Here is a 20,261-nt window from a genome sequence, read left to right on the forward strand (position 1 = left end):
GCCCCTCCCCTTCAGGGGAGGGGTTTGGCCTTTCGCACTTAACCATCCGCCTTCACCACGCCGCGGCGGATCTGGTCGGCTTCGATCGATTCGAACAGCGCTTTGAAGTTGCCCTCGCCGAAGCCCTCATTGCCCTTGCGCTGGATGATCTCGAAGAAGATCGGACCCACCATGTTCTCGGTGAAGATCTGCAACAACAGGCCGCCGCCGGTTTCGGGGGCACCGTCGATCAAAATACCGCGCTTGCGCATCTCGCCGACATCATGGCCATGGCCGGGCAGGCGCTTGTCTATGCCGTCGAAATAGCTCTCCGGGCTGATCTGGAAACGAATGCCGTTGACGCGCAGGGCGTCCACGGTGGCGAAGATGTCGTCGGTCGCGAGTGCCAGGTGCTGGATGCCCTCTCCCCGATATTCGCGGAGAAATTCCTCGATCTGGCTGTTCTCGTCCTGGCTTTCGTTGAGCGGTATGCGGATCTTGTCGTCCGGCGCGGTCATCGCCCGGCTGAGCAGCGCCGTCGCCTTGCCCTCGATATCGAAATAGCGGATCTCGCGGAAGTTGAAGACGCGTTCGTAGAACCGCGCCCAATGATCCATTCGCCCGCGATGGACATTATGGGTCAGGTGATCGAGCGTGTGGAGGCCCACCGAGCGGTCATCCTTCTTCGCGCCCGGCACCGGCCGGAAATCGACGTCGTAGATCTCTCGCGCGCCATAGCGATCGACCAGATAGAGGTTGGAGCCGCCGATGCCTTCGATCGCGGGGATGTTGAGCTCCATCGGCCCGGCCGGACTCTGCACGGCCTTCGCTCCGCGCGTGACGGCCTTTTCGAGGGCCTTGGCGGCATCGTGGACGCGGAACGCCATCGCGTTGGCGGATGGGCCATGCGCGGCGCGGAAGTCCGCGGCCTGGCCGGTCGGGTCCATGTTGAGGATGAAGTTTATGTCGCCCTGATTGTAGCGGCGGACATTCTTCGAGCGATGATTGCCGAGATGGGTGAAGCCCATTGCCTGGAACAGGGCTGCCAGGGCCTCTGGATCGGGACCGGTGAACTCGACGAACTCGAACCCGTCGAGGCCAAGGGGATTGTGGTGGGGCTCGAGATGCGAATCGGTCATGGCCGCCTCCATCAGTAACATTTGAAACGATTATCGGATTTGCGGTGAGTCGTGTCAAATGTTACCAACACGCATGGCCCCGAAACGTCTCATCCTCGATCATTTCATCCCATACCGCCTGTCGGTCACCTCCAACGTCGTCAGCGATGTGATCGCGAGCGCCTATGAGGCTCTGTTCGGCCTGACCATTCCCGAATGGCGGGTGATCGCGGTGGTCGCCGAGAATGACGGCATCACCCAGCAGGGCATCTGCACCGCGACGCGGATGGACAAGGTTACGGTCAGCCGCGCGGCGATCGCGCTGGTCGACCGTGGCCTGATCGCGCGCGCGCCAAACCGCGCCGACCGCCGGTCGCGGCTGCTCGCGCTGACCAATGCCGGGCAGGCGCTCTACGCGGAGGTCGCGCCCAAGGCGCTGGAATATGAGGAGCGGATCTTTGCGAGCTTCGTGCCCGAGGAGCTCGATCGCTTCATGGCGATGCTGCACGCGATCGAGATGCGCGCGCTGGAGGTCGGTCACCCATAGCGGCACCCCCGCAGCGTGGCGGGAGGATTCGAGCGTCTATGCGCTGATCTGCGTCCTGCTATGCGCTTCGATCAGCGCGTCGGTGGTCGCGGTCATTGCCGCGCAAGGCCCCTGGCTGCCGAAAATATGATGGGCCGCCATGCCGCCCTCGATGATCAGCACGAGACCATCGGCGAGTTCATCGGGACGGGCGATGTCCATGCGCCGGGTGACCTCGGCCACCCTCGTCCGCATTTCGGCCTTGCAGCTTTCGAGCACGGCGCGACCGGGATGGCCGGGCTCGGGGATTTCAACGGCGGTATTGCTCATCGGGCAGCCCCGGAAATCGGGCGCAGCGATCTTGGTCGCGAAATGACGCACTATGGCCCGCAACTGATCGCGGGGGTCGGCTCCGGCCTGCTCTACGGCGATGTCGAGAGCCGCCCGATTCTCGCGGCCGCTCTCTTCGAGGCAGGCGGCAACCAGATCGTCCTTCGATGCGAAGGCGCGATACAGGCTCGGCTTGGTGACGCCCGCCTTGCAGACGATCTCGTCCACGCCGACGGCCCGAATCCCGCGATGATAGAACAGGTCGCGCGCCGCCTCGAACACGCGGGTAGCGGCGGTCTTCTTGGTTCCCGCACCATCGCTATCGCAACAGGGGCTGTTCTTGGGTGCAGGCACAGGCGGTCCATCCTTGTCAACACAGTCTATGTAACAGATCGGTACGGCCGATTCAACCGGGCTTCCGGCCAATGGCAATTGCGCGCGCCGGGAGGCTATCCCAGAACGGGATCGATCTTGGCGCGCAGTTCGGCATATTCGGCGGCGGCTATGCTGTCCGCGACGATGCCGCCGCCAGCCCGCGCTATCAGGCGGGACGGCGTCGCGGCGATCGACCGGATCACGATCGAACTGTCCAATGCCCCATCGTCCGCCAGCGCGAACAGGATTCCGAAGAACGGGCCGCGCGCTGAGGCCTCGATCGCGTCGATAATCTCCACCGCCCGGCGCTTGGGGGCGCCCGTGATCGATCCGCCGGGAAAGGTCGCGGCCAGCAGATCGATCGCATCCTTTCCGCGGCGCAGCTGGGCATGAATCGCCGAGACGAGGTGCCAGACCGATGCGAAGCCCTCGAGTTGGGCGACCTGCGAGACGGTGACGCTGCCTTCCTCGGCAACGATGGAGAGGTCGTTGCGCAGCAGGTCGCAGATCATCAGATTCTCGGCATGGTCCTTGGGCGATCCAGCGAGGCGCTCGCCGTTGCGGCGATCCTCGTCGGGATCGCTGGACCGCAGCGCGGTTCCCTTGATCGGCCGTGTCTCGATTCGCCCGGCCGGATCGCAGCGGACGAAGCGTTCGGGCGACGCGCTGAGCAGGCTGCCGCCGTCGCCGAGGTCGAGATAGGCGGAGAAGGGTGCCGGGGTGCGGTCTCGCAGGGCGAGATAGGCGGCGGCGGGCGAGAAGCCGGGCGGACGCGGTGCCGTGAAGCGCGTGCTGATGTTGGCCTGGTAGATGTCGCCTGCGCGCAGATAGCCGAGAACCGCCGCGAGCATCTCCGCGTGACGCTCCGGGCTCGTCTCCTCGGTCCATGCGAGCGCGGTGGGACAGGCCGGCAGCGGTTCCGCCGCGATATCGAGCAACCGCGCGAGCCGCTCCTCCGCCCGCAGCGTGCCGCGCGGCCGGGCAAAGCCCCAGGCACGGCGGGCGGCATGATCGAAGCCGAGCACCAGATCATAGCGCCGCACCACCAGCGCGGGCAGTTCCGGGTCGGGGGCATGGCGGCTTGTCACCCCGAGCGCGCTCGGGCCGAGGTCATAGGACAGCAATCCGATCAGGCCGCCGCTGAACGGCAGCGGCGCCGAGGCCGCCGCCGGCACGTGCAGCCGCCGCAACGCCGCGAGCGCTTCGTCCATGGAGGCGGTGTCGAGCCGTATCTCCTCGGCCGGATCGACCGCGATGTAGGAGCATGTCGAGCGTGGATCGCCGGCTGCGGCGCTGTCGAGAAAGGCGATGCCGGCCTGGCCGGACAGTCGCGCGAACATCTCGGCGGGCTCGATCCAGCCCAGCTCGCGGACCAGCAGGTCATCCGCCGTCATGTCGCGCGCGCCTTGATCCACAGATGTCGCGCCAGCATCAGCGGTGGCATCCGCATCCAGTGCGAGCGGATGTAGAAGCCCAGCCGGTTGATCGGCCGCGTCGGTCGTCCCCAGCCGTCGCGCGCAAGCAGCCTCCGGACGAACAGGCCATCGCGCATCCGGTCATAGCCTGCGAGGCGCGGCTCGACCGGCGTGGCGAAGATGCGGTCGGCAAGCCGCAGCGCCAGGCCGAGCGGTTCGCGCATCTCGTGGAGCGCGGCACGGCGCTCCAGAGCCTTCCAGAAATCGGCGCTGGCCGCGAACAGCCGCAGCAGCCGGTCGATGTCCCACAGATTGCGCAGGCCGCCGGCGAGGTCCCCGTCGGCCAGCAGGTGCGCCACCGCGTGGATGATCATGTCGGGGGGGCTGAGGATGCGCAGCGACGGCGCGATCTCGATGCTGTCCCCGATCAGCGCCGCGGCGTCGGGGGTGCGCCGGGCGGTCGGCGGCAGGATGGTGTGATGGACGTCGATCATGCTGCCCCGTTCGCGATGCACCAGCGGCGGCAGTTCGTGCATCCACCGCCTATAGTAAAGCTGGGTATAATCGTCATTCTTGACCCATTCGAAGCCCGCTGCGAGCAGCGCCGCTTCGGCATCGTCGATCCTGTCGCGCGGCACGAGGATGTCGAGATCGCCGACGAGCCGCCCTATTCCGGCGGGCAGTCGGGCGAAGGCGAAGGCGCTGCCCTTGAGCAGGATCGGCGCGATGCCGATCGGCGCCAACACGCGCCGCGCCGTCTCAACCTCCCACAGCGCCTGGGTCTGGCCGAACTCGGCCTGCGCACGGGCATCTTCCAGCGCCCGGAGCACGACCGGCGGCAGCGGCAGGTCCGCCAGCCGGAAGGCGAGGCTGCCGTCAAGGCGCTCGGCCCGCGCGATGGCCAGCAGGCTGGTCCAGTCATCGGACGAGAAGGCCAGCACCGACACCGGATCGGCGAGCGCGGCCGCAAGCGCGCGCGCGTCCCTCATATCCCGGCCTCGGCGCAGAACTGCTCGACGATGGCGATGCCGCTATCACTGTCCGGATAAGCGAAGCGCGCGGATGGCACGCTTTGGGCAAGGCGGAGCAGCGCTTCGAAGCCGGGCAGTCCGAGCGCGACATAGTTGGTTGAGCCCTCGGTGAGCCGCATGAACAGTTCGGAGCGGCTGACGCCCTCGCTCGCGGCCTCGAAGCCGAAGGACGGAAACAGGATCAGCGCGGGCACCGCCGGCTCGTCCATCCGCGATATCGCGTCGGCATTGGGACGCAGATGGCGCAGCTCCCCTTTGGGCGTGGCGCTCAGCTGCGGGCCGAAACGGCCCGGGTCGGCGATCCGGCCGACCATTTCGGCGATCGCGCTGTTCTTCAGGCTGATCGCGCGCGGGAAGGGCAGCGCCATGCCGCTCGCGAGGTCGATCATCACGAACTCGTCGGCCATCAGCCGCCAGCCGGCCTCGCCGAGCAGGGCCGCCAGCGTCGATTTTCCGGAGCCGGACTCCCCTGGCATGATCAGGGCCTTGCCGCCGCGCTCGACAGCCGAGGCGTGCAGCAGCAGATGGCGGCGTTCGCCGAGCGCGACCTGCATGTTCATCGCCATCTCGGCGGCGAGCAGCGCGTGGCGCAACGCCATCGGGACCGTGTCCGGCAGGCTGTGATCGCCTTCGATGCCAACCTGCGGGCGGATCCAGCGCCGCCAGCGCGCCGGCGGGCCGATCCGCGCCGTCACCGTGGCGATGCCGTCCTCGGGCGCGGGATAGCCGGCATAGAGCCGGCGCAGCGCTGCAACGGGCGCCAGCCAGGGCGAAGCGACGCGATAGGAAATGGTGCCGACCCGAAGCTTGATCTCGTGCATCAGGCGGCCTGCACCAGGCCACTGGCGACCAGGTCCCGCAGCCGCGCCGCGACGACCGCAAGCGCCTCGTCGTCCTGCGGTACGTCGAGCCGCTCGCACAGGCGGCGGCACAGGCCGGCTGAATCCGACGGGGCTTCCGCCAGCAATTCGAGCATCTCGGGCACGGGACTGGCCAGGAAATGCGTCGTCCCCGAAGGCCTGTGGAAGACGAGCAGCATCCCGTCGATCGCGTGCGTCCGGCAATGATGGAGGAAATCGCTTCGGTAGAGCGCTTCGGTCACCATTCAGCCATGCCTGCGGGCCTATTGACGGCTGGGGCTCTGTAGCGAGGCATAGCAGGTATAGCCCTGCTTCCCGATGCTCAGCTTCTGGATATAAGCGTTATAGGCATCGGTCTGCGCCCCGCTGTAGCCCGGATAATCCGTCCCATATTTCAGTGAATTCTTGACATCCTCGCCACGCAGAGGCGCCGACGGGGGCGCGAAGGAATCCTTGCTGTTCTTTTTCACCAGCGTTCCATCCGACTTGATCCACTTGTCGGCGTTGGCGCTGTCGGGGACCGGTACCGAACAGGTGAGCAGCGATGTTGCGGCCTGGGCGATGCCCGGGCGAATCGTGACCACCGCGGCGGTGCCGAGCGCACCGATCCGCAGCATCGCACGGCGTGTCTGGGCCTGGTCTGCGCGGTGCGCGCCGCCTTCCGGCTGTTCGTCCTCGTCACGCATAATCACCCCCACACGCCCCAGGCGCGCTCGTCTTACCGCCGATCCGGTTTCGATGCGAGTGCCAGAATGATGCTGGGCGGGCGCGAGCGACAGCTTATATGTCCGATAGATTTCACAATTCGGTTATAAAGGGGGTCTGATGAAGCACGAACCCTTGCCGCCTCCCGGGCAGGACGCCGCGATCACCGGCCGCATGGCGGACCGGCCGATCCTGCGCAGCGTCGCCGCGCTTCTGGTCGTCGCAGGGGCTGCCCTGCTGCTGTCGGCCCCCCTGATGGCAGCGGCCGTGGCCGGGCTCGTCGCGGCGGGCTTCGCCTGGCGCGCGCGCCGCTGGGAGGCTGCATCGGCCGCGCTGCCGCCCGCCCCGGCGGTCGACATGGCGGATCGCACCGAAGAACTGATCGATGCCGTCGACGATGTCCTGCTGATCCTCGATGGCCAGCGCATAACCCATGCCAATGCCGCCGCCCGCCGGCTGTTCGGCGCCGAGAAGGTCGAAGGCGATTTCCGGCTGGCGCTCCGCCATCCTGTCGCCGCGGAGCTGGTCGCGGCCGATCGTGAAACCGAGACACCGGTCGAAATCGCCGGGCTGGGCGAGCCTGACCGGCGGTGGGCGATGACGGTGCGCCGGCTTGCCGGAGGCAACAGGCTGGTGACGCTGCGCGATCGCACCGACAGCTGGATCGCCGAACGCATGCGCGTCGATTTCGTCGCCAATGCCAGCCACGAGCTGCGGACCCCGCTCGCCACCATCCTGGGCTTCATAGAGACGCTCGGCGAGGGCGGCGGCGCCGAAGATCCGGCGATCCGCGCGCGCTTCCTCGGGATCATGCTGGGCGAAGCGAAGCGGATGCAGCAACTCGTCGACGACCTGATCTCGCTCTCGCGGATCGAGGCGGACCGCTTCGCCGTCCCGCGGAACGGGCTGGCGCTCGGGCCGGTGATCGATGAAGTCGTGGGGGTGATACGCTCCGGTCTGCGCGGCGAGGCCGACCGGAACCGCATCGAGCTGCGGGTGGAGCCGGTGCCGGCGGTCCGGGGGGATCGTGTCCAGATCGGCCAGCTGCTCCACAATCTCATCGGCAATGCGCTGAAATATGGTCGGCCGGGTACGCCGATCCGGGTGTCGCTCACGCAGGTCGGCAGCAAGGTCCGGCTGCGTGTCGTCGACGAAGGCGAGGGCGTCGCGCCGGAGCATCTGCCCCGGCTGACCGAACGCTTCTACCGCGTCGATCCCGGACGCAGCCGCGCGGTGGGCGGCACCGGGCTTGGCCTCGCGATCGTCAAACACATTGCCGAGCGTCATCGTGCGACGCTCGACATCGCGTCGCGGGTCGGCGAGGGCACGGCTGTCACTGTCACATTTCCGATGGCGGCGCCGGATACGCTGTCATCATAGTGCAACAACCGGCCCCCATAGGCGTCGTCAAAGCGGCGCTGGCCTCTGGCGCTCAAGGAAAGTGAAACCATGGCAACGGGACATACGGTAAAGGCGTTCGACGAGGATCTGGGACAGCTCCGGGCGCTGATATCGGAAATGGGCGGCAGGGCGGAGGCGGCGATCACCGGCTCGCTGGAAGCGCTGGTCAACCGGGACCTGGAATCCGCGGCGCTGATCGTCGAGGGCGATCGCAAGATCGACGAGCTCGAGGCCGAGATCGAACGCCGGGTGGTCCGCCTGATAGCGCTGCGCGCGCCGATGGCCGACGATCTTCGCGAAGTCCTAGCCGCGCTGAAGATAGCGGGCGTGGTCGAGCGCATGGGCGATTATGCCAAGAATATCGCCAAGCGCGCACCGCTGCTGCAGGACGCGCGCGGCATGGAGGCGATGTCGGTGCTGCCGGAAATGGGCAAGGTCGCGACCGAGATGGTGCGCAACGTCCTCGATGCCTTCGTGCTGCGCGATGCCGATGCCGCGGTCGCGGTCTCCGCGCGCGACCGGGCGGTCGACGACTTCTACAACAGCCTGTTCCGCACGCTGTTGACCCACATGATGGAAAATCCGCAAAACATCACCGCGTCGACCCACCTGCTGTTCATCGCCAAGAATATCGAGCGGATCGGCGATCACGCGACCAACGTCGCCGAGATGGTCTATTTCGCGGCGACCGGCCAGCAGATGGCCGAGCGGGCGAAGGGCGAGGACCCCCTCGCCGGAGACGCCTGATGGCGCGTGCGCGCGTCCTCCTGGTCGAGGATGATGCCGCGCTTGCCGAGCTCGTCAGCTGGCATCTTGAACGCGAGGATTTCGACGTCGAACGCACCGGCGACGGCGAGGAAGCGATCCTGCTCGCCCGCGAGACGCCGCCCGATCTCGTCCTGCTCGACTGGATGATCGAAGGCGTATCGGGCATCGAGGTCTGCCGCAGGCTGCGCCGCATGCCCGACACGGCCAATGTGCCGATCATCATGCTCACCGCGCGCGGCGAGGAAGAGGATCGCGTGCGCGGGCTGGAAACCGGCGCCGACGATTATGTCACCAAGCCGTTCAGTCCGCGCGAACTGCTCGCCCGGGTCGCGGCGGTGCTTCGCCGGGTGCGTCCGGGGCTCGCCGGCGAGCGGCTGGCCTATGCCGATATCGAGATGGACACCGCCAGCCACCGCGTGCGCCGCGGCGGCAGCCCGATCATGCTCGGGCCGACCGAGTTCCGGCTGCTCAGGCATTTCCTCGAACATCCCGGCCGCGTCTTCTCGCGCGAGCGGCTGCTGGATTCGGTCTGGGGGCGGGACAGCGACATCGAGCCGCGCACTGTCGACGTGCACATCCGCCGGCTCCGCAAGGCGATCAACCTCGCCGATGCTCCCGACGTTATCCGCACCGTCCGCTCCGCCGGCTACGCGCTGGACAGCGAGGGCATGATCTAAAACTCAACCCCTCGCCCTTCAGGGGAGAGGGAGGGGCTCGCCGCGCAGCGGTGGGAGGGTGAGGGCACGCGGTTTCCTCTCCCGCCTATCCCGAGCTAATCCTCTTCGTGCGCCACCCGGCCCGAGCGGAGAGGGCTTGAGTGTATTGCCATAATAACACAGCAATGTTATCACACCCCCGGATCATCGGGAGAGTCCTGTGTATAGCGAGAGCGATATCGATGGCGCCGTCGAGGCGGGGGCGCTCAGCGCGGAGGCCGCGGCGTCGTTCCGCAGCCATGTCGCCGCGTTGCGCGCCATACCGGCGGCGGACGAGGAGAGCTTCCGTCTCCTGACCGGCTTCAACGATATCTTCGTATCGATTGCGGCGGTGCTGATGCTGGTGGCGATGGGCTGGCTCGGCAATATGGTTCGCCTGTTCGCCCCCGAATATGGCCCGGCGCCGGTCGGGGGCTTCGCGGTCGCCGCCACGGCCTGGGGGCTTGCCGAATATTTCACGCGTGAGCGGCGCATGGCGCTGCCCAGCATCATCCTGCTGCTTGCCTATGCCGGTGGCGTATTCGGCGGTTTTTCCGTGCTGTTCGGCGGGATCGCCGGTGCACAGTCGGGCGATGAACGGACGATGGCGCTCGTCATGGCCGGCGCGGCGGCGCTGACGGCGGGCGCGGTCTGGCTACACTGGCGCCGTTTCCAGGTGCCGATCACGGTGGCCGCGGGGGCGGCGGCGCTCGCCGGCCTGCTGCTCGCGCTCGCCGTCGCGGCGGTGCCGGGCCTGGGCGAGCATGTCCTCAAGCTGATGCTGCTCGCCGGGTTCGCCGTGTTCGCGCTGGCGATGTGGTGGGACATGAGCGATCGGACACGCACCACCCGCCGCTCCGACGTCGCCTTCTGGCTGCACCTGCTGGCCGCGCCGATGCTGGTCCATCCGATCTTCGCGATGATGGGCATGCTCGAGGGTACCGCCGCGCCCGCGCAGGCCGCGATCGTCGTCCTGCTGTATATCGGACTCGGTTTCGTGGCGCTGGCGATCGACCGCCGCGCGCTGATGGTGTCGGCGCTCATCTATGTGCTCTATGCGCTGTCGAGCCTGATCGAGCAGAGCGGCGTGGTCGACCTCTCCTTCGGCCTCACGGCGCTGATCATCGGTTCCGCGCTGCTGCTGCTCTCCGCCTTCTGGACCGGCGCCCGCCGCTTCGTGGTGGGGCTGCTGCCGGCGGACATGGCGGTGCGGCTGCCGGTGACGGACAGGCGCGTGGCGGCCTGATTCAGCTATTCTCGTCATGCTGAACTTGTTTCAGCATCCACGCATCCACCCGGATGAAAACCAGGAGAAGGGGTGGATCCTGAAACAAGTTCAGGATGACGAGGATTTACGAGCCGCGCGTGCCGATTACTCGCTCACCAGCTTCATCAGCCGCCGCTCGACCGGCGCCAGCACCGGGCCGAGTTCCGGCCCGCGCTTGAGGATGGCGCCGCCTTCGCCGATCAGCGCCCACATGCCCTGGCGGTTACGCAGGGCGGGGCGTTTCTCGATGCGGTATTCGGGCCGCTCGGCGGTGCGGCGGAATGCCGCGAACGACGCGGCGTCGCGGCCGAGATCGATCGCATAGTCACGCCACAGGCCGGCGGAGACCATGCGGCCGTACAGATCAAGGATGCGAGAGAGTTCGAGACGGTCGAAGCCGATCTGCAACGGCTTTCCCGGGAAGGGAGATACCGTGCCCATCAGGCGCGTTCACGGTCCCCGGTGATTTTCGCCTCAGCAATCTTGGCTTCCGCAATCTTTTCCCGTGCGGCATCGCGTTCGTCGATCAGCATCGCGATGCGGCCCCGCAATGTCTCCAGCTCGCAGCGCAATATCTCGAGCTGCTGGGTCTGGGGATCGAAGCGTTCGCTGCACGGCGTGCCATAGGGCACGAAACCGCGCTGATATTCACGGGCATCGACCAGCATCGGTTTGGCGGGGATGCCCACGACCACCTGGCCCTCCGCGACATCGCGGGTAACGACGGCATTCGCGCCGACCCGCGCGCGCCGGCCGATCGTGATCGGGCCGAGGATCGCCGCGCCCAGGCTGACGATCGCGCCGTCGCCGATGGTCGGGTGGCGCTTGCCGCCTTCGCCGCTGGTCGGGTTGGTGCCGCCGAGCGTGGCGCCCTGGTAGATGGTGACGTCGTCGCCGACCACCGCGGTCTCGCCGATCACGACGAAGCCATGATCGATGAAGAAGTTGCGGCCGATCTGTGCGCCGGGATGAATGTCGATCGCGGTGATCATCCGCGAGAAGTGGTTCACCAGCCTGGCGAGGAAATAGAGTTCCGCCTGGAACAGCCAGTGCGCGATGCGGTGCAGACCCAGCGCCAGGACGCCGGGATAGAGCAAAACCTCCCAGCGCGAGCGCGGCGCGGGATCCCGGGCCTTGATCGAGTCGAGATAGGAAATCAGTCCGTCGAACATCGGCCTTCCTTCAGGGACCACGCAGCGCGAACCGCCAATATAGGACGACCGTTCCGTGCTGGAAAGATGTTCCTGAGCGGTACGTGATAGGCTGGGCTTATCTGGCAGGGAAAATCCTCCCCCGGAGAGGGAGGATTCCTGCTCAGGCCGCGGTTGCGTGAACCGTCGCGGCCGCCTTGATCACGGCCCCGACGCGCGCGGCGGTCTGGATCACGTCGCTGGCGACCTCGTGCTGGCGCAGCACCTTCTCATGGCTGTCGATGCACAGTCCGCACCCGTTCATCGCCGAAACGGCGAGGCTGAACAGTTCGAAGTCGACCTTCTCGATGCCGGGCGAGCCGATCACGTTCATCCTGAGCTTGGCCGGCATCTGCCCATATTCCTTGTTCGAGGCGAGATGGACGAAGCGGTAATAGACATTGTTCATCGCCATGACGGCGGCCGATGCGCGGGCGGCGTTCGCCGCTTCGGGGGTCAGCTTGCCCACCACCTCGGCCTCTGCGGCGTCGACGATCGGCTTGTAGCCGCTGCCGTGGGCGCAGGCGAGCAGCAACCCATATTTGCGCTGGTCGCTCAGCGTCTGGTCGCTGAGCAGCGAGCCGACGTTGAGCCGGATATCCTTTGCATAGTCCGGCAGCGCGTCGGCAAATTCCTTGAGGGACATGGGGGGGCTCCTGTTGGGAAGACTCGAACAAAAAAGGGGCGCGGAGGTCCGTCAGGAGTCCTCCACGCCCATTAGGCCGCGCCGTGGGGGGCTCGGCGCGGCGGCTACCTGAAGAGGGGATCAGGCAGCAGGCTTGAGGACCTCTTCACCGGCATGCCAATTGCACGGGCACAGCTCGTCGGTCTGTAGCGCGTCGAGCACGCGGATCGCCTCGGCCGGGTTGCGGCCCTGGTTGAGGCCGTTGACCGTGACGTGCTGGATCACATTGTGCGGATCGACGATATAGGTCGCGCGATAGGCGACGCCCGCTTCGGGGTCGACGATGCCGAGCGCATTGGCGAGCTTCTTCTGGTTGTCGGCGATCCACGGGAAATCGCACTTGGCCAGGCGCTCGTCCGACTTGCGCCACGCGAAATGGACGAAATCCGTATCGGTCGAGGCGCCGATCAGCACCGCGTCGCGATCGGCGAAATCGCGCTGCAGCTCGCCATAGCCGATGATCTCGGTCGGGCAGATGAACGTGAAGTCCTTCGGCCAGAAGAACACGACCTTCCACTTGCCACCGCTATTGCCGGTGTCGATCGTCTCGCCTGCGGGAAGTGCGGACGTGCCCTGCTGGACCGGAAGAACCAGGGCGGGAAACTTGTCACCAACGGTAAGGGCCACTGTGTATCTCCTAGGGGCTTTGGTTTGGAGCACGTCTGATGGCAGGGTGGACCTTAGCAATCAAATTGATTATTCCGCCAGCAATGATCGAGTGAGGCGATGAATGGCCACCTATCTTCCCACCCTCAAGCAGCTCCAATATCTGGTCGCGCKGCGCGACCACGGCCATTTCGGGCGCGCAGCCGAAGCCTGTTTCGTCACCCAGTCGACATTGTCCGCCGGATTGCGCGAACTGGAGTCGCTGATCGGCATCACCCTGGTCGAGCGCACCCGCCGGGTCGTGCGGTTCACGCCGCTTGGCCTGCGGATCGCCGAAAAGGCGCAGCGCGTGCTCCGCGAGGCCGAGGAACTCGGCGATCTTGCGCGCTCGGCCGGCAAGCCGCTGTCGGGCGACCTGCGCATGGGCGTCATCCCGACCATCGCGCCGTTCCTGCTGCCGCGGATACTACCCAGGCTGCGCGCGGCCTGGCCCGACCTGAAGCTCTATCTTCGCGAAGAGACCACCAGCGCCGCGTGCGACTCGCTTCATCGCGGCCATGTCGACTGCGTGCTGCTGGCGCTGCCTTATCATTGCGGCGACATCGAATCGGTCGACCTGTTCCTCGACCGGCTGTTCATCGCGTTTCGCGACGGGGAGATTCCGGGCAGCGCGCATACGATCAGTGCCGATGCGATCGATGAGAGCCGGCTGCTGCTGCTCGAGGATGGCCACTGCCTGAAGGATCATGTCCTGTCGGCGTGCAATCGGCCCGAGCTGCGGGCGGAGGCGGCGATGCTCGGCACCTCGCTGCACACGCTGGTGCAGATGGTCGACAACGGCTTGGGCGTGACGCTGCTGCCGGCGATGGCGCTCGATGCGGGCATCCTCGACAACACCCATGTCGTTGCCAAGGGGCTTGATGCCGAACATCCCTCGCGCCGCATCGCGCTTGCCTGGCGGCGGGGCTCGCCGCGCGAGAAGGAGTTCAACCTGCTGGCAGAGGCGCTGCGCGCGGCGGAGTGATCGCCCCTTTACCGCGCCTATGGGCTTCACACTTCGTCACTCGCACGAAGAGATCATCGAACATGGCACTCCATGGGTTCCAACACTACCTTGACCCGCAATACGGTTGCTGAGCGCCTGCCTTGCAGGCAGCCGAAGGGCTGGGATGACGAACAAAAGGAAAATGTGTGAAGGCCGTAGCTGCCGCAAGCGGGGATGACGGGGAAGAGGCTTTCCGGCTCCGTCATCGCCCATTCATCGAACAGGTGGAAAAGGCGCCCGGTAGGTTGCGTCGCGTATCAGCTGGTCGGCAGGGTGATCATCCGGCCCGAATAGACAACCGGGCCGGTGGGCAGGCCCGTGGGCGATCCGCCACGCGGCTCCACCGACACCGCGATGGTCATGTCCTGCTTGATGTCCAGCGCCATGCGATCAAGGGCCGTGGCGCCCTCGTCGTGCATCAGGCCGATCGATCTCGGGGCTGCCTTGCCGGCGATCACCCATAGTTCGAGGCTATGGCCGGGGCGCGGCGAGACGTTGACCGGGGTTACCCGCATTTTCCTGGTTGCCTGATCATAGGTGACCAGCAGCGCCGGAGCGCCCCCGCTTTCGCTGAGCGCGGCCACCGACTGGAACAACGGTGGCCGCGTCGGCTGGGTCGCCGATGGAGGCGCCACGAGCCGCGGGCGCAAGGCCAGGCCCGAACTCACAACGGCGAGCAGCGCGGCGGCGGCGGTCGCCGCCTGCCAGCGGCGCAGCGGGCGATTATCGTTGGCCGGGCGGGCGCCGACGTCGATCCGGTCGATGAGGCCGGCCGGAGCCTCGACCTCCGGCACCGCGAGCAGCAGCGGCGACAGGCGCTCCTCCCAGCGGGCCACCGCCGCGGCCGCGTCGCGATCGGTCAGCAGGCGGCGCTGGAATGCCCGCCGCTCCGCCTCGTCGAGCGTGCCGAGCACATATTCGCCGGCGAGCATGTCGATGTCGTCAGCCATCCAGGCAGCCCTTCAGCCGGGCGAGGCCGCGGTGCAGCCAGCTCTTGATCGTGCCGGTCGGATGACCGAGCCGTTCGGCCAGTTCCTCGCGGCTCTCGCCGTTCAGATAGGCCGCCAGGATCAGCGCGCGCTGTTCGGGGTCGAGCCGGTCCAGGCAGGCGCGCAGCGCCGCCATGTCCTCGGCCGAAACCCCGCCGGCTGGATCGCTCATCGCGTCGAAGTCGAAATCCTCATCGCGGATGCGGCCGCGCGGGTGCTCGCGGCGCCGCAGGTCGATCGCCACGTTGCGCGCGATCGTCGCCGCCCAGGTTATCGGACTGCCGCGCCGGGCATCATAGCCCGCGGCATTCCGCCAGATCTTCGCATAGGCATCCTGCATCGCGTCTTCAGCCACCGACCTTTCGGGCAAGATACGCAGGACAACTCCAAAAAGTTTTGCCGATGTCCGCTCGTAGAAACGCGTGAAGGCGACGCGGTCGCCATCGGCGATGGCGGCCAGCAGGTCGGGCAGCTCCTGTACGCTCATAGCTATTTGGTCCAACGCGCGGCAGCTTCGTCGTCTTCCGCCCGCGCTTCGACCCAGCGGCTCGTCCCGTCCGCGAAATATTCCTTCTTCCAGAAGGGCGCGCGGGTCTTGAGCCAGTCGATCAGGAAGGCGGTCGCCTCGAGCGCGGCGGCGCGGTGCGGCGAGGCCGCGGCGACCAGCACGATGCGCTCGCCGGGCAGCAGCCGGCCGTGGCGGTGGATCGCGGTGACGCCGAGCAGCGGCCACCGCGCCGCGGCATCCTCGGCAATGCGGGTCATCATCGCCAGGGTCACGCCGGGATGATGTTCGAGTTCGAGTGCCGTCAGCCCCGCTCCGCCGCGCACGATGCCGGTGAAGCTCGCTACGCCGCCCCCGCCGAGCGCTTCGAGCCTGGCGAGCTCGGCGCCGACGTCGATCTCCCCGGTATCGACCAGGATTCGCATCTCGGCGCTCATCCGCCCGTCACCGGGGGGAAGAGCGCGATCTCGCGCGCGCCGGCGATCGGGGTCTCCGGATCGGCGAAGGCATCTCCGATCGCGGCGCGGACCTGGCCGCGGTCGGCGAACGCCTCCGCATAGCCGCCGCCACGCGCCGCGAGCCACGCCACCAGGTCGGCGAGCGTGACGACCTCGTCCGGGGGTGTCACGGTCTCGGCGCTGCGGCCGATCGCTTCCCGGATGCGTGCGAAGTAGAGGATTTCGATCACCATGTCGCTGGCCTAGTCCATGTGCTTGATGCCGACGCGCAGATAATCCCAGCCGGTGATCAGCGTGAGCGCGGCCGCGGCCCACAGGCTGAACAAACCGAGCTGTTCGATCCATCTCCACTCGGGAACGGCATTGCCGAGGATGATGGCGCCCAGCGAGACGAGCTGGAGGGTCGTCTTCCACTTGGCGAGCTTGCTGACCGGCACCGACACCTGGACCCCGGCGAGGAACTCGCGCAGCCCCGACACGGCGATCTCGCGCAGCAGGATGACCAGCGCGGCGATCGTCGCGAAGCCGGAGACATCCCGCGTCAGCACCAGCATCAGGATGACCGCCGCCACCATGATCTTGTCGGCGATCGGATCGAGGAAGATGCCGAGCTTGGACACGGCTCCCTGCGCCCGCGCCAGATAGCCGTCGAAATAATCGGTGATCGCCATCAGCGCATAGAGGCCGAACGCCAGCCCATATTCGAACTGCCGCGGCTCGGGCCACAGCAGGAAGACGAGGATCGGCACCGCCAGGATGCGGGAAAGCGTCAGGATGTTCGGCAGCGTCAGCATCTGCAGGATGCTCTAGCGTGGATGAACGCAAGAGATAAGCCCCCGCCTGCAGGCGGGGCGCGACACCAACCCCGGGAAGAATGGATCGGCCATATCGCGGGAGTCCCGGAACTGACCCGCGCTGCGGTTATCGGGCTTGGACCTCGCCACTGCTATCGGCTATGGGAGCGCCCGAACGATGCCGGCAACGACACATAAGGCGCAATATCCCCCTATGACCCCGTCTTTCCGGCTTCTCGCCAAGCGCCGGTTCCTGCCGTTGTTTGCCACCCAGTTCCTGGGGGCGTTCAACGATAACCTGTTCCGGACCGCGATGATCATGCTCGTGATCTATCGTATCTATAACGATCCGGCGCAGGAGGCGGCATTCTCGGCTGTCGCCGGCGGGTTGTTCATCCTGCCATTCTTCCTGTTCTCGGCGCTGTCGGGCCAGCTCGCCGATTGCCACGACAAGGCGCAGATCATCCGGCTGGTGAAGACCGCCGAGATCGTCATCATGATCGCCGGCGCGGCCGGTCTCATCCTCGGCAATATCCCGTTGATGCTGCTCGCGCTGCTGTCGATGGGCGCCCACTCGACCTTTTTCGGCCCGATCAAATATGCGATTCTGCCCCAGCACCTCGAGGATGATCAGGTGCTGCCGGGTACAGGCCTGGTCGAGGCGGGCACCTATATCGCGATCCTTGCCGGCACGATCGTCGGCGGCATCATCCCCTCCGAGCAGGCGGCGGTCGGCGTGCTGGCGGTGGCCTGCCTCGGCTGGCTGACCGCCCGGCAGGTTCCCCCGGCACCGCCGATGATCCAGGACGCCGGGGTCGATTTCCACATCATCCGCTCGTCGATAAAGCTGGTGTCGGACACGATGCATGTCCGGCGGCTGTTCCTTGCCATCTGCGCGATCAGCTTCTTCTGGGCACAGGGCACGGTGCTCGCGGCGCAGTTCCCGCCGCTCGTGAAGAATGTGCTGGGCGCCAACCAGGACGTGGCGACGCTGTTTCTTGCGATTTTTTCGGTCGGAGTCGCGATCGGCTCGATTGCGGTCAACCGGATCCTCGGCGGCACGGTGTCGGCCCGCTGCTCGCCCATCGCGGCGCTGGTGATGGGCGCATTTGTCTGCGACCTGTGGTGGACCGCCCATTCTTGGCCGGTGCCGCAGGGTCCGCTGCTTGACTTCCGGGCGTTCATCGCCGCGCCCCATGGCGAGCGGGTGATGATCGACCTTCTCGGCGTCGCGATCGCCGGCGGCATGTTCGTGGTGCCCCTCTACGCCTTTCTCACCACCACGGTTGCCAAGGCGCAGACCGCGCGGACGGTCGCTGCGAACAACATCGTCAATTCCGGCGCGATGGTGGCGGCGACGCTGATCCTGGCGGGAATGGTGCATATGGGCGTGTCTGTCGCCGAGACGCTGCTGATCGTCGCGGTGGGCAGCATCGGCGCCGCCTGGCTGGCCTGGCTGTTGCACAAGGCCTGCGACTGACCGGCTCGGCCGTCGGCTATGACGGTCAGGGCACCAGTGCGCTGAAGGCGATGATGCCCAGCACATAGGCCAGCAGAAACAGCCGCAGGTCGTAACGCCAGCGCTCGCTAGTCGGGTCGAATCGCATCGGTCTAGAATGAAGGAGGGCGGGGGCGGGGGCCGATTCGGGCGTCTCGTGCGAAGGCGTCTGCTCGTTGCGCGAGCGGAACCTGGTGATGTTGTCGCGCGCCTGGTCGATGCGCTCATGCGCCATCGTCGACAGATCATCCGCGGCCTTTTTCAGCCGCTCGCCGCTGCTCGATGCAACGTCGCGGAGCCGGTCGCGGTTCATGAAGATCGCAACGCCGGCGCCGACCAGGCCGGCAAGCACGCCAAAAGCAATCGATACGCTGGTCCTGTCGGTGGGGACCTTCTTGACGGCGCGGGACGCGCGGGTGCGCACCGACCGCACGGCCGTCTTCGCCTCATCGGCGAGGGACTGGGGGCGGGCAGATGAGCCGGCACCACGCTTCCTGGGAGCAGCTTTCGCGACAGTCGAACGCGACCGCGTAGATGTATTTCTAGAAGCCATGATCGTTTCTCCTTGGAATCGAGCAAAAAACGCGAGGGCAACGGGGGAGTTCCGTTGCGGGGCGAGGCCGGCGATGAAACGGCCTCTGGCGCCGGCCGGCGCTCTGTTGTATCTGCTTTGTTCCATGGATCGACCCGAACAGGCGCTGGCACCCGATGGTTCGGCCGAAGGCGGCCGCAAGATCATCCACATCGACATGGATGCCTTTTATGCGTCGGTCGAGCAGCGCGACGACCCGGCGCTGCGCGGCAAGCCGGTCGCGGTGGGCGGCACCCGCGAACGCGGCGTCGTGGCGGCGGCAAGCTACGAGGCGCGCAGATTCGGGGTGCGATCGGCGATGGCTTCGGCCGTGGCGCGGCGGCAGTGCCCGGACCTTGTCTTCGTGCGGCCGCGTTTCGATGTGTATCGCGAGGTGTCGCGCCAGATCCAGGCGATCTTCGTCGACTATACCGACCTCATAGAGCCGCTCTCGCTCGACGAAGCCTATCTCGACGTGACCGAAAACCACCAGGGAATCGCGACCGCTACCGATGTCGCCCGGGCGATCCGCGCGCGCATCAGGGAGGAGACGGGGCTGACCGCGTCGGCGGGCGTCTCCTACAATAAGTTCATCGCCAAGCTGGCATCGGACCATAACAAGCCAGACGGCTTGTGCGTGGTCCGCCCCGAACAGGGGCTCGACTTCATCGCGCGCTTGCCGGTGTCGCGCTTCCACGGCGTCGGGCCGGTGACGGCAGCCCGGATGGAGAAGCTCGGCATCCATTCGGGCGCCGACCTGCGCCGCTGCAGCCGCGAGTTCCTGTCGCAGCAATTCGGCAAATCGGGCGATTATTTCTATCTCGCCGCCCGCGCGATCGATCATCGTCCGGTGCGTCCGGATCGGGTGCGCAAGTCGATCGGTTCGGAGAATACCTTCTTCACCGACCTTTACGCGCATGAGGATCTCGCCGCGGCGCTGACCGAGTCTGCGGAGACGGTCGCGCGCCACGCCGAGCGCACCGGGAAAGCGGGGCGCACCGTGTCGATCAAGTTGCGCTATGCCGATTTCCGTACCCTGACACGGGCCCGCACCTTGGCGGCGCCGATCGCCGACGCGGCCCGGATCGGTGAGGTCGCGCTCGCGCTGCTCGCCGCGTTGGAACCGGTCGAGCAGGGGGTGCGCCTGCTCGGGGTCACTTTGTCGAACCTCGGAGAGGGCGAGGAGGAACTGATCGTAACCGCCGAGCAACTCGCGCTCGCGCTGGAATAGGGCTGCGGCGAGCGCGCGCTCCCAAGCGCGTCAGGCTTCCGGCGCGCGGCCATCAAGGGTGAGACCGTCGCCGACCCCGTCGGGAAGACTGACCGGCGGCCCATCGTTCGCCCAGCGGAATCCACTCGTTCCTCCAAGCTGGCGCCGGATCGTCCTTCGAACGCGGGTCCGGCCTTGTCTCCACTCATTCGCGCGCCTCTCTTCAAAGAAGACGCTGGG

Annotated in this window: 25 protein-coding genes; 8 read left to right on the forward strand and 17 right to left on the reverse strand. The window is 66.8% G+C overall.

Annotated elements, in window-relative coordinates; all coding sequences use genetic code 11:
* Positions 1-38: 38 nt before the first annotated feature.
* Positions 39-1,118: a 4-hydroxyphenylpyruvate dioxygenase gene (hppD, locus tag AC1DQK_RS17025; protein ID WP_477872677.1), complete on the reverse strand. Its 1,080-nt coding sequence runs from the start codon at positions 1,116-1,118 to the stop codon at positions 39-41.
* Positions 1,119-1,191: 73 nt separating this feature from the next.
* Here hppD and AC1DQK_RS17030 point away from each other — a divergent pair, with 73 nt between their 5' ends.
* Positions 1,192-1,644 (forward strand): MarR family winged helix-turn-helix transcriptional regulator, encoded by a 453-nt coding sequence (locus AC1DQK_RS17030; protein WP_477872679.1) that lies wholly within the window; start codon positions 1,192-1,194, stop codon positions 1,642-1,644.
* 36 nt (positions 1,645-1,680) lie between these two features.
* On the opposite strand, the gene AC1DQK_RS17035 is transcribed toward AC1DQK_RS17030, so the two are convergent.
* The 6 genes from AC1DQK_RS17035 to AC1DQK_RS17060 form a co-directional block, all read right to left on the reverse strand.
* Entirely contained in the window at positions 1,681-2,307 is a 627-nt protein-coding gene (locus AC1DQK_RS17035; protein WP_477872681.1) for a TetR/AcrR family transcriptional regulator, read from the reverse strand.
* A 95-nt stretch (positions 2,308-2,402) separates the two neighbouring features.
* The gene (locus tag AC1DQK_RS17040; protein ID WP_477872683.1) at positions 2,403-3,722 is read right to left on the reverse strand and encodes an anthranilate synthase component I family protein; all 1,320 of its coding nucleotides are present in this window, start codon (positions 3,720-3,722) and stop codon (positions 2,403-2,405) included.
* Positions 3,719-4,732 (reverse strand): nucleotidyltransferase domain-containing protein, encoded by a 1,014-nt coding sequence (locus tag AC1DQK_RS17045; RefSeq protein WP_477872685.1) that lies wholly within the window; start codon positions 4,730-4,732, stop codon positions 3,719-3,721. The genes AC1DQK_RS17040 and AC1DQK_RS17045 overlap by 4 nt, the downstream gene beginning before the upstream one ends.
* Complete coding sequence (locus AC1DQK_RS17050) at positions 4,729-5,598, reverse strand: HprK-related kinase A (RefSeq protein ID WP_477872919.1); 870 nt, start codon at positions 5,596-5,598, stop codon at positions 4,729-4,731. Before AC1DQK_RS17050 ends, AC1DQK_RS17045 begins: the two co-directional genes overlap by 4 nt.
* A complete protein-coding gene (locus AC1DQK_RS17055; protein ID WP_477872687.1) occupies positions 5,595-5,879 on the reverse strand; it encodes an HPr-rel-A system PqqD family peptide chaperone in 285 nt (94 codons plus the stop codon). Before AC1DQK_RS17055 ends, AC1DQK_RS17050 begins: the two co-directional genes overlap by 4 nt.
* A gap of 18 nt (positions 5,880-5,897) precedes the next feature.
* On the reverse strand, positions 5,898-6,320 hold the full coding sequence (locus AC1DQK_RS17060) for a hypothetical protein (RefSeq protein ID WP_477872689.1): 423 nt from the start codon (positions 6,318-6,320) through the stop codon (positions 5,898-5,900).
* A gap of 139 nt (positions 6,321-6,459) precedes the next feature.
* On the opposite strand from AC1DQK_RS17060, the gene AC1DQK_RS17065 reads away from it, so the two are divergent.
* The 4 genes from AC1DQK_RS17065 (at position 6,460) to AC1DQK_RS17080 (ending at position 10,449) form a co-directional block, all read left to right on the forward strand.
* Positions 6,460-7,719, forward strand: coding sequence for an ATP-binding protein (locus tag AC1DQK_RS17065; RefSeq protein WP_477872691.1), 1,260 nt, complete (start codon positions 6,460-6,462; stop codon positions 7,717-7,719).
* A 69-nt stretch (positions 7,720-7,788) separates the two neighbouring features.
* Entirely contained in the window at positions 7,789-8,487 is a 699-nt protein-coding gene (gene phoU / locus AC1DQK_RS17070) for a phosphate signaling complex protein PhoU (RefSeq protein WP_477872693.1), read from the forward strand.
* A complete protein-coding gene (gene phoB, locus AC1DQK_RS17075) occupies positions 8,487-9,185 on the forward strand; it encodes a phosphate regulon transcriptional regulator PhoB (protein ID WP_477872695.1) in 699 nt (232 codons plus the stop codon). The genes phoU and phoB overlap by 1 nt, the downstream gene beginning before the upstream one ends.
* A gap of 199 nt (positions 9,186-9,384) precedes the next feature.
* Positions 9,385-10,449, forward strand: a complete 1,065-nt coding sequence (locus AC1DQK_RS17080; RefSeq protein WP_477872697.1) for a hypothetical protein — start codon at positions 9,385-9,387, stop codon at positions 10,447-10,449.
* Between the two features lie 126 nt (positions 10,450-10,575).
* On the opposite strand, the gene AC1DQK_RS17085 is transcribed toward AC1DQK_RS17080, so the two are convergent.
* From AC1DQK_RS17085 to AC1DQK_RS17100, 4 genes are all read right to left on the reverse strand, one after another.
* The gene (locus AC1DQK_RS17085) at positions 10,576-10,911 is read right to left on the reverse strand and encodes a DUF2794 domain-containing protein (protein ID WP_477872699.1); all 336 of its coding nucleotides are present in this window, start codon (positions 10,909-10,911) and stop codon (positions 10,576-10,578) included.
* A complete protein-coding gene (gene epsC, locus AC1DQK_RS17090) occupies positions 10,911-11,642 on the reverse strand; it encodes a serine O-acetyltransferase EpsC (RefSeq protein ID WP_477872701.1) in 732 nt (243 codons plus the stop codon). Before epsC ends, AC1DQK_RS17085 begins: the two co-directional genes overlap by 1 nt.
* Before the next feature lie 142 nt (positions 11,643-11,784).
* Positions 11,785-12,306, reverse strand: coding sequence for an alkylhydroperoxidase, AhpD family (gene ahpD, locus AC1DQK_RS17095; protein WP_477872703.1), 522 nt, complete (start codon positions 12,304-12,306; stop codon positions 11,785-11,787).
* 120 nt (positions 12,307-12,426) lie between these two features.
* Entirely contained in the window at positions 12,427-12,972 is a 546-nt protein-coding gene (locus tag AC1DQK_RS17100) for a peroxiredoxin (protein WP_477872705.1), read from the reverse strand.
* A gap of 103 nt (positions 12,973-13,075) precedes the next feature.
* Between AC1DQK_RS17100 and AC1DQK_RS17105 the strand changes: the two genes are divergently transcribed.
* Positions 13,076-13,975, forward strand: a complete 900-nt coding sequence (locus AC1DQK_RS17105) for a hydrogen peroxide-inducible genes activator (RefSeq protein ID WP_477872706.1) — start codon at positions 13,076-13,078, stop codon at positions 13,973-13,975.
* Between the two features lie 278 nt (positions 13,976-14,253).
* Here the strand turns inward: AC1DQK_RS17105 and AC1DQK_RS17110 are convergent, their stop codons facing one another.
* The 5 genes from AC1DQK_RS17110 to pgsA are packed head-to-tail and all read right to left on the reverse strand — an operon-like array spanning position 14,254 to position 16,742.
* The gene (locus tag AC1DQK_RS17110) at positions 14,254-14,946 is read right to left on the reverse strand and encodes an anti-sigma factor (protein ID WP_477872708.1); all 693 of its coding nucleotides are present in this window, start codon (positions 14,944-14,946) and stop codon (positions 14,254-14,256) included.
* Positions 14,939-15,472, reverse strand: coding sequence for a sigma-70 family RNA polymerase sigma factor (locus tag AC1DQK_RS17115; protein WP_477872710.1), 534 nt, complete (start codon positions 15,470-15,472; stop codon positions 14,939-14,941). Before AC1DQK_RS17115 ends, AC1DQK_RS17110 begins: the two co-directional genes overlap by 8 nt.
* A 2-nt stretch (positions 15,473-15,474) precedes the next feature.
* Positions 15,475-15,915, reverse strand: a complete 441-nt coding sequence (locus AC1DQK_RS17120) for a molybdenum cofactor biosynthesis protein MoaE (RefSeq protein WP_477872712.1) — start codon at positions 15,913-15,915, stop codon at positions 15,475-15,477.
* 8 nt (positions 15,916-15,923) lie between these two features.
* Positions 15,924-16,181, reverse strand: a complete 258-nt coding sequence (moaD, locus tag AC1DQK_RS17125; RefSeq protein WP_477872714.1) for a molybdopterin converting factor subunit 1 — start codon at positions 16,179-16,181, stop codon at positions 15,924-15,926.
* Positions 16,182-16,190: 9 nt separating this feature from the next.
* Entirely contained in the window at positions 16,191-16,742 is a 552-nt protein-coding gene (gene pgsA / locus AC1DQK_RS17130; RefSeq protein ID WP_477872716.1) for a CDP-diacylglycerol--glycerol-3-phosphate 3-phosphatidyltransferase, read from the reverse strand.
* 214 nt (positions 16,743-16,956) lie between these two features.
* On the opposite strand from pgsA, the gene AC1DQK_RS17135 reads away from it, so the two are divergent.
* Positions 16,957-18,222 carry an MFS transporter gene (locus AC1DQK_RS17135; RefSeq protein ID WP_477872718.1) on the forward strand — a complete coding sequence of 422 codons (1,266 nt, stop codon included), beginning with the start codon at positions 16,957-16,959 and terminating at the stop codon, positions 18,220-18,222.
* A 25-nt stretch (positions 18,223-18,247) separates the two neighbouring features.
* On the opposite strand, the gene AC1DQK_RS17140 is transcribed toward AC1DQK_RS17135, so the two are convergent.
* The gene (locus AC1DQK_RS17140; protein WP_477872720.1) at positions 18,248-18,664 is read right to left on the reverse strand and encodes a hypothetical protein; all 417 of its coding nucleotides are present in this window, start codon (positions 18,662-18,664) and stop codon (positions 18,248-18,250) included.
* A gap of 253 nt (positions 18,665-18,917) precedes the next feature.
* Between AC1DQK_RS17140 and dinB the strand changes: the two genes are divergently transcribed.
* The gene (dinB, locus tag AC1DQK_RS17145; protein WP_477872722.1) at positions 18,918-20,042 is read left to right on the forward strand and encodes a DNA polymerase IV; all 1,125 of its coding nucleotides are present in this window, start codon (positions 18,918-18,920) and stop codon (positions 20,040-20,042) included.
* Positions 20,043-20,261: the final 219 nt, after the last annotated feature.

This window comes from Rhizorhabdus sp. P4_G5, assembly GCF_056401065.1.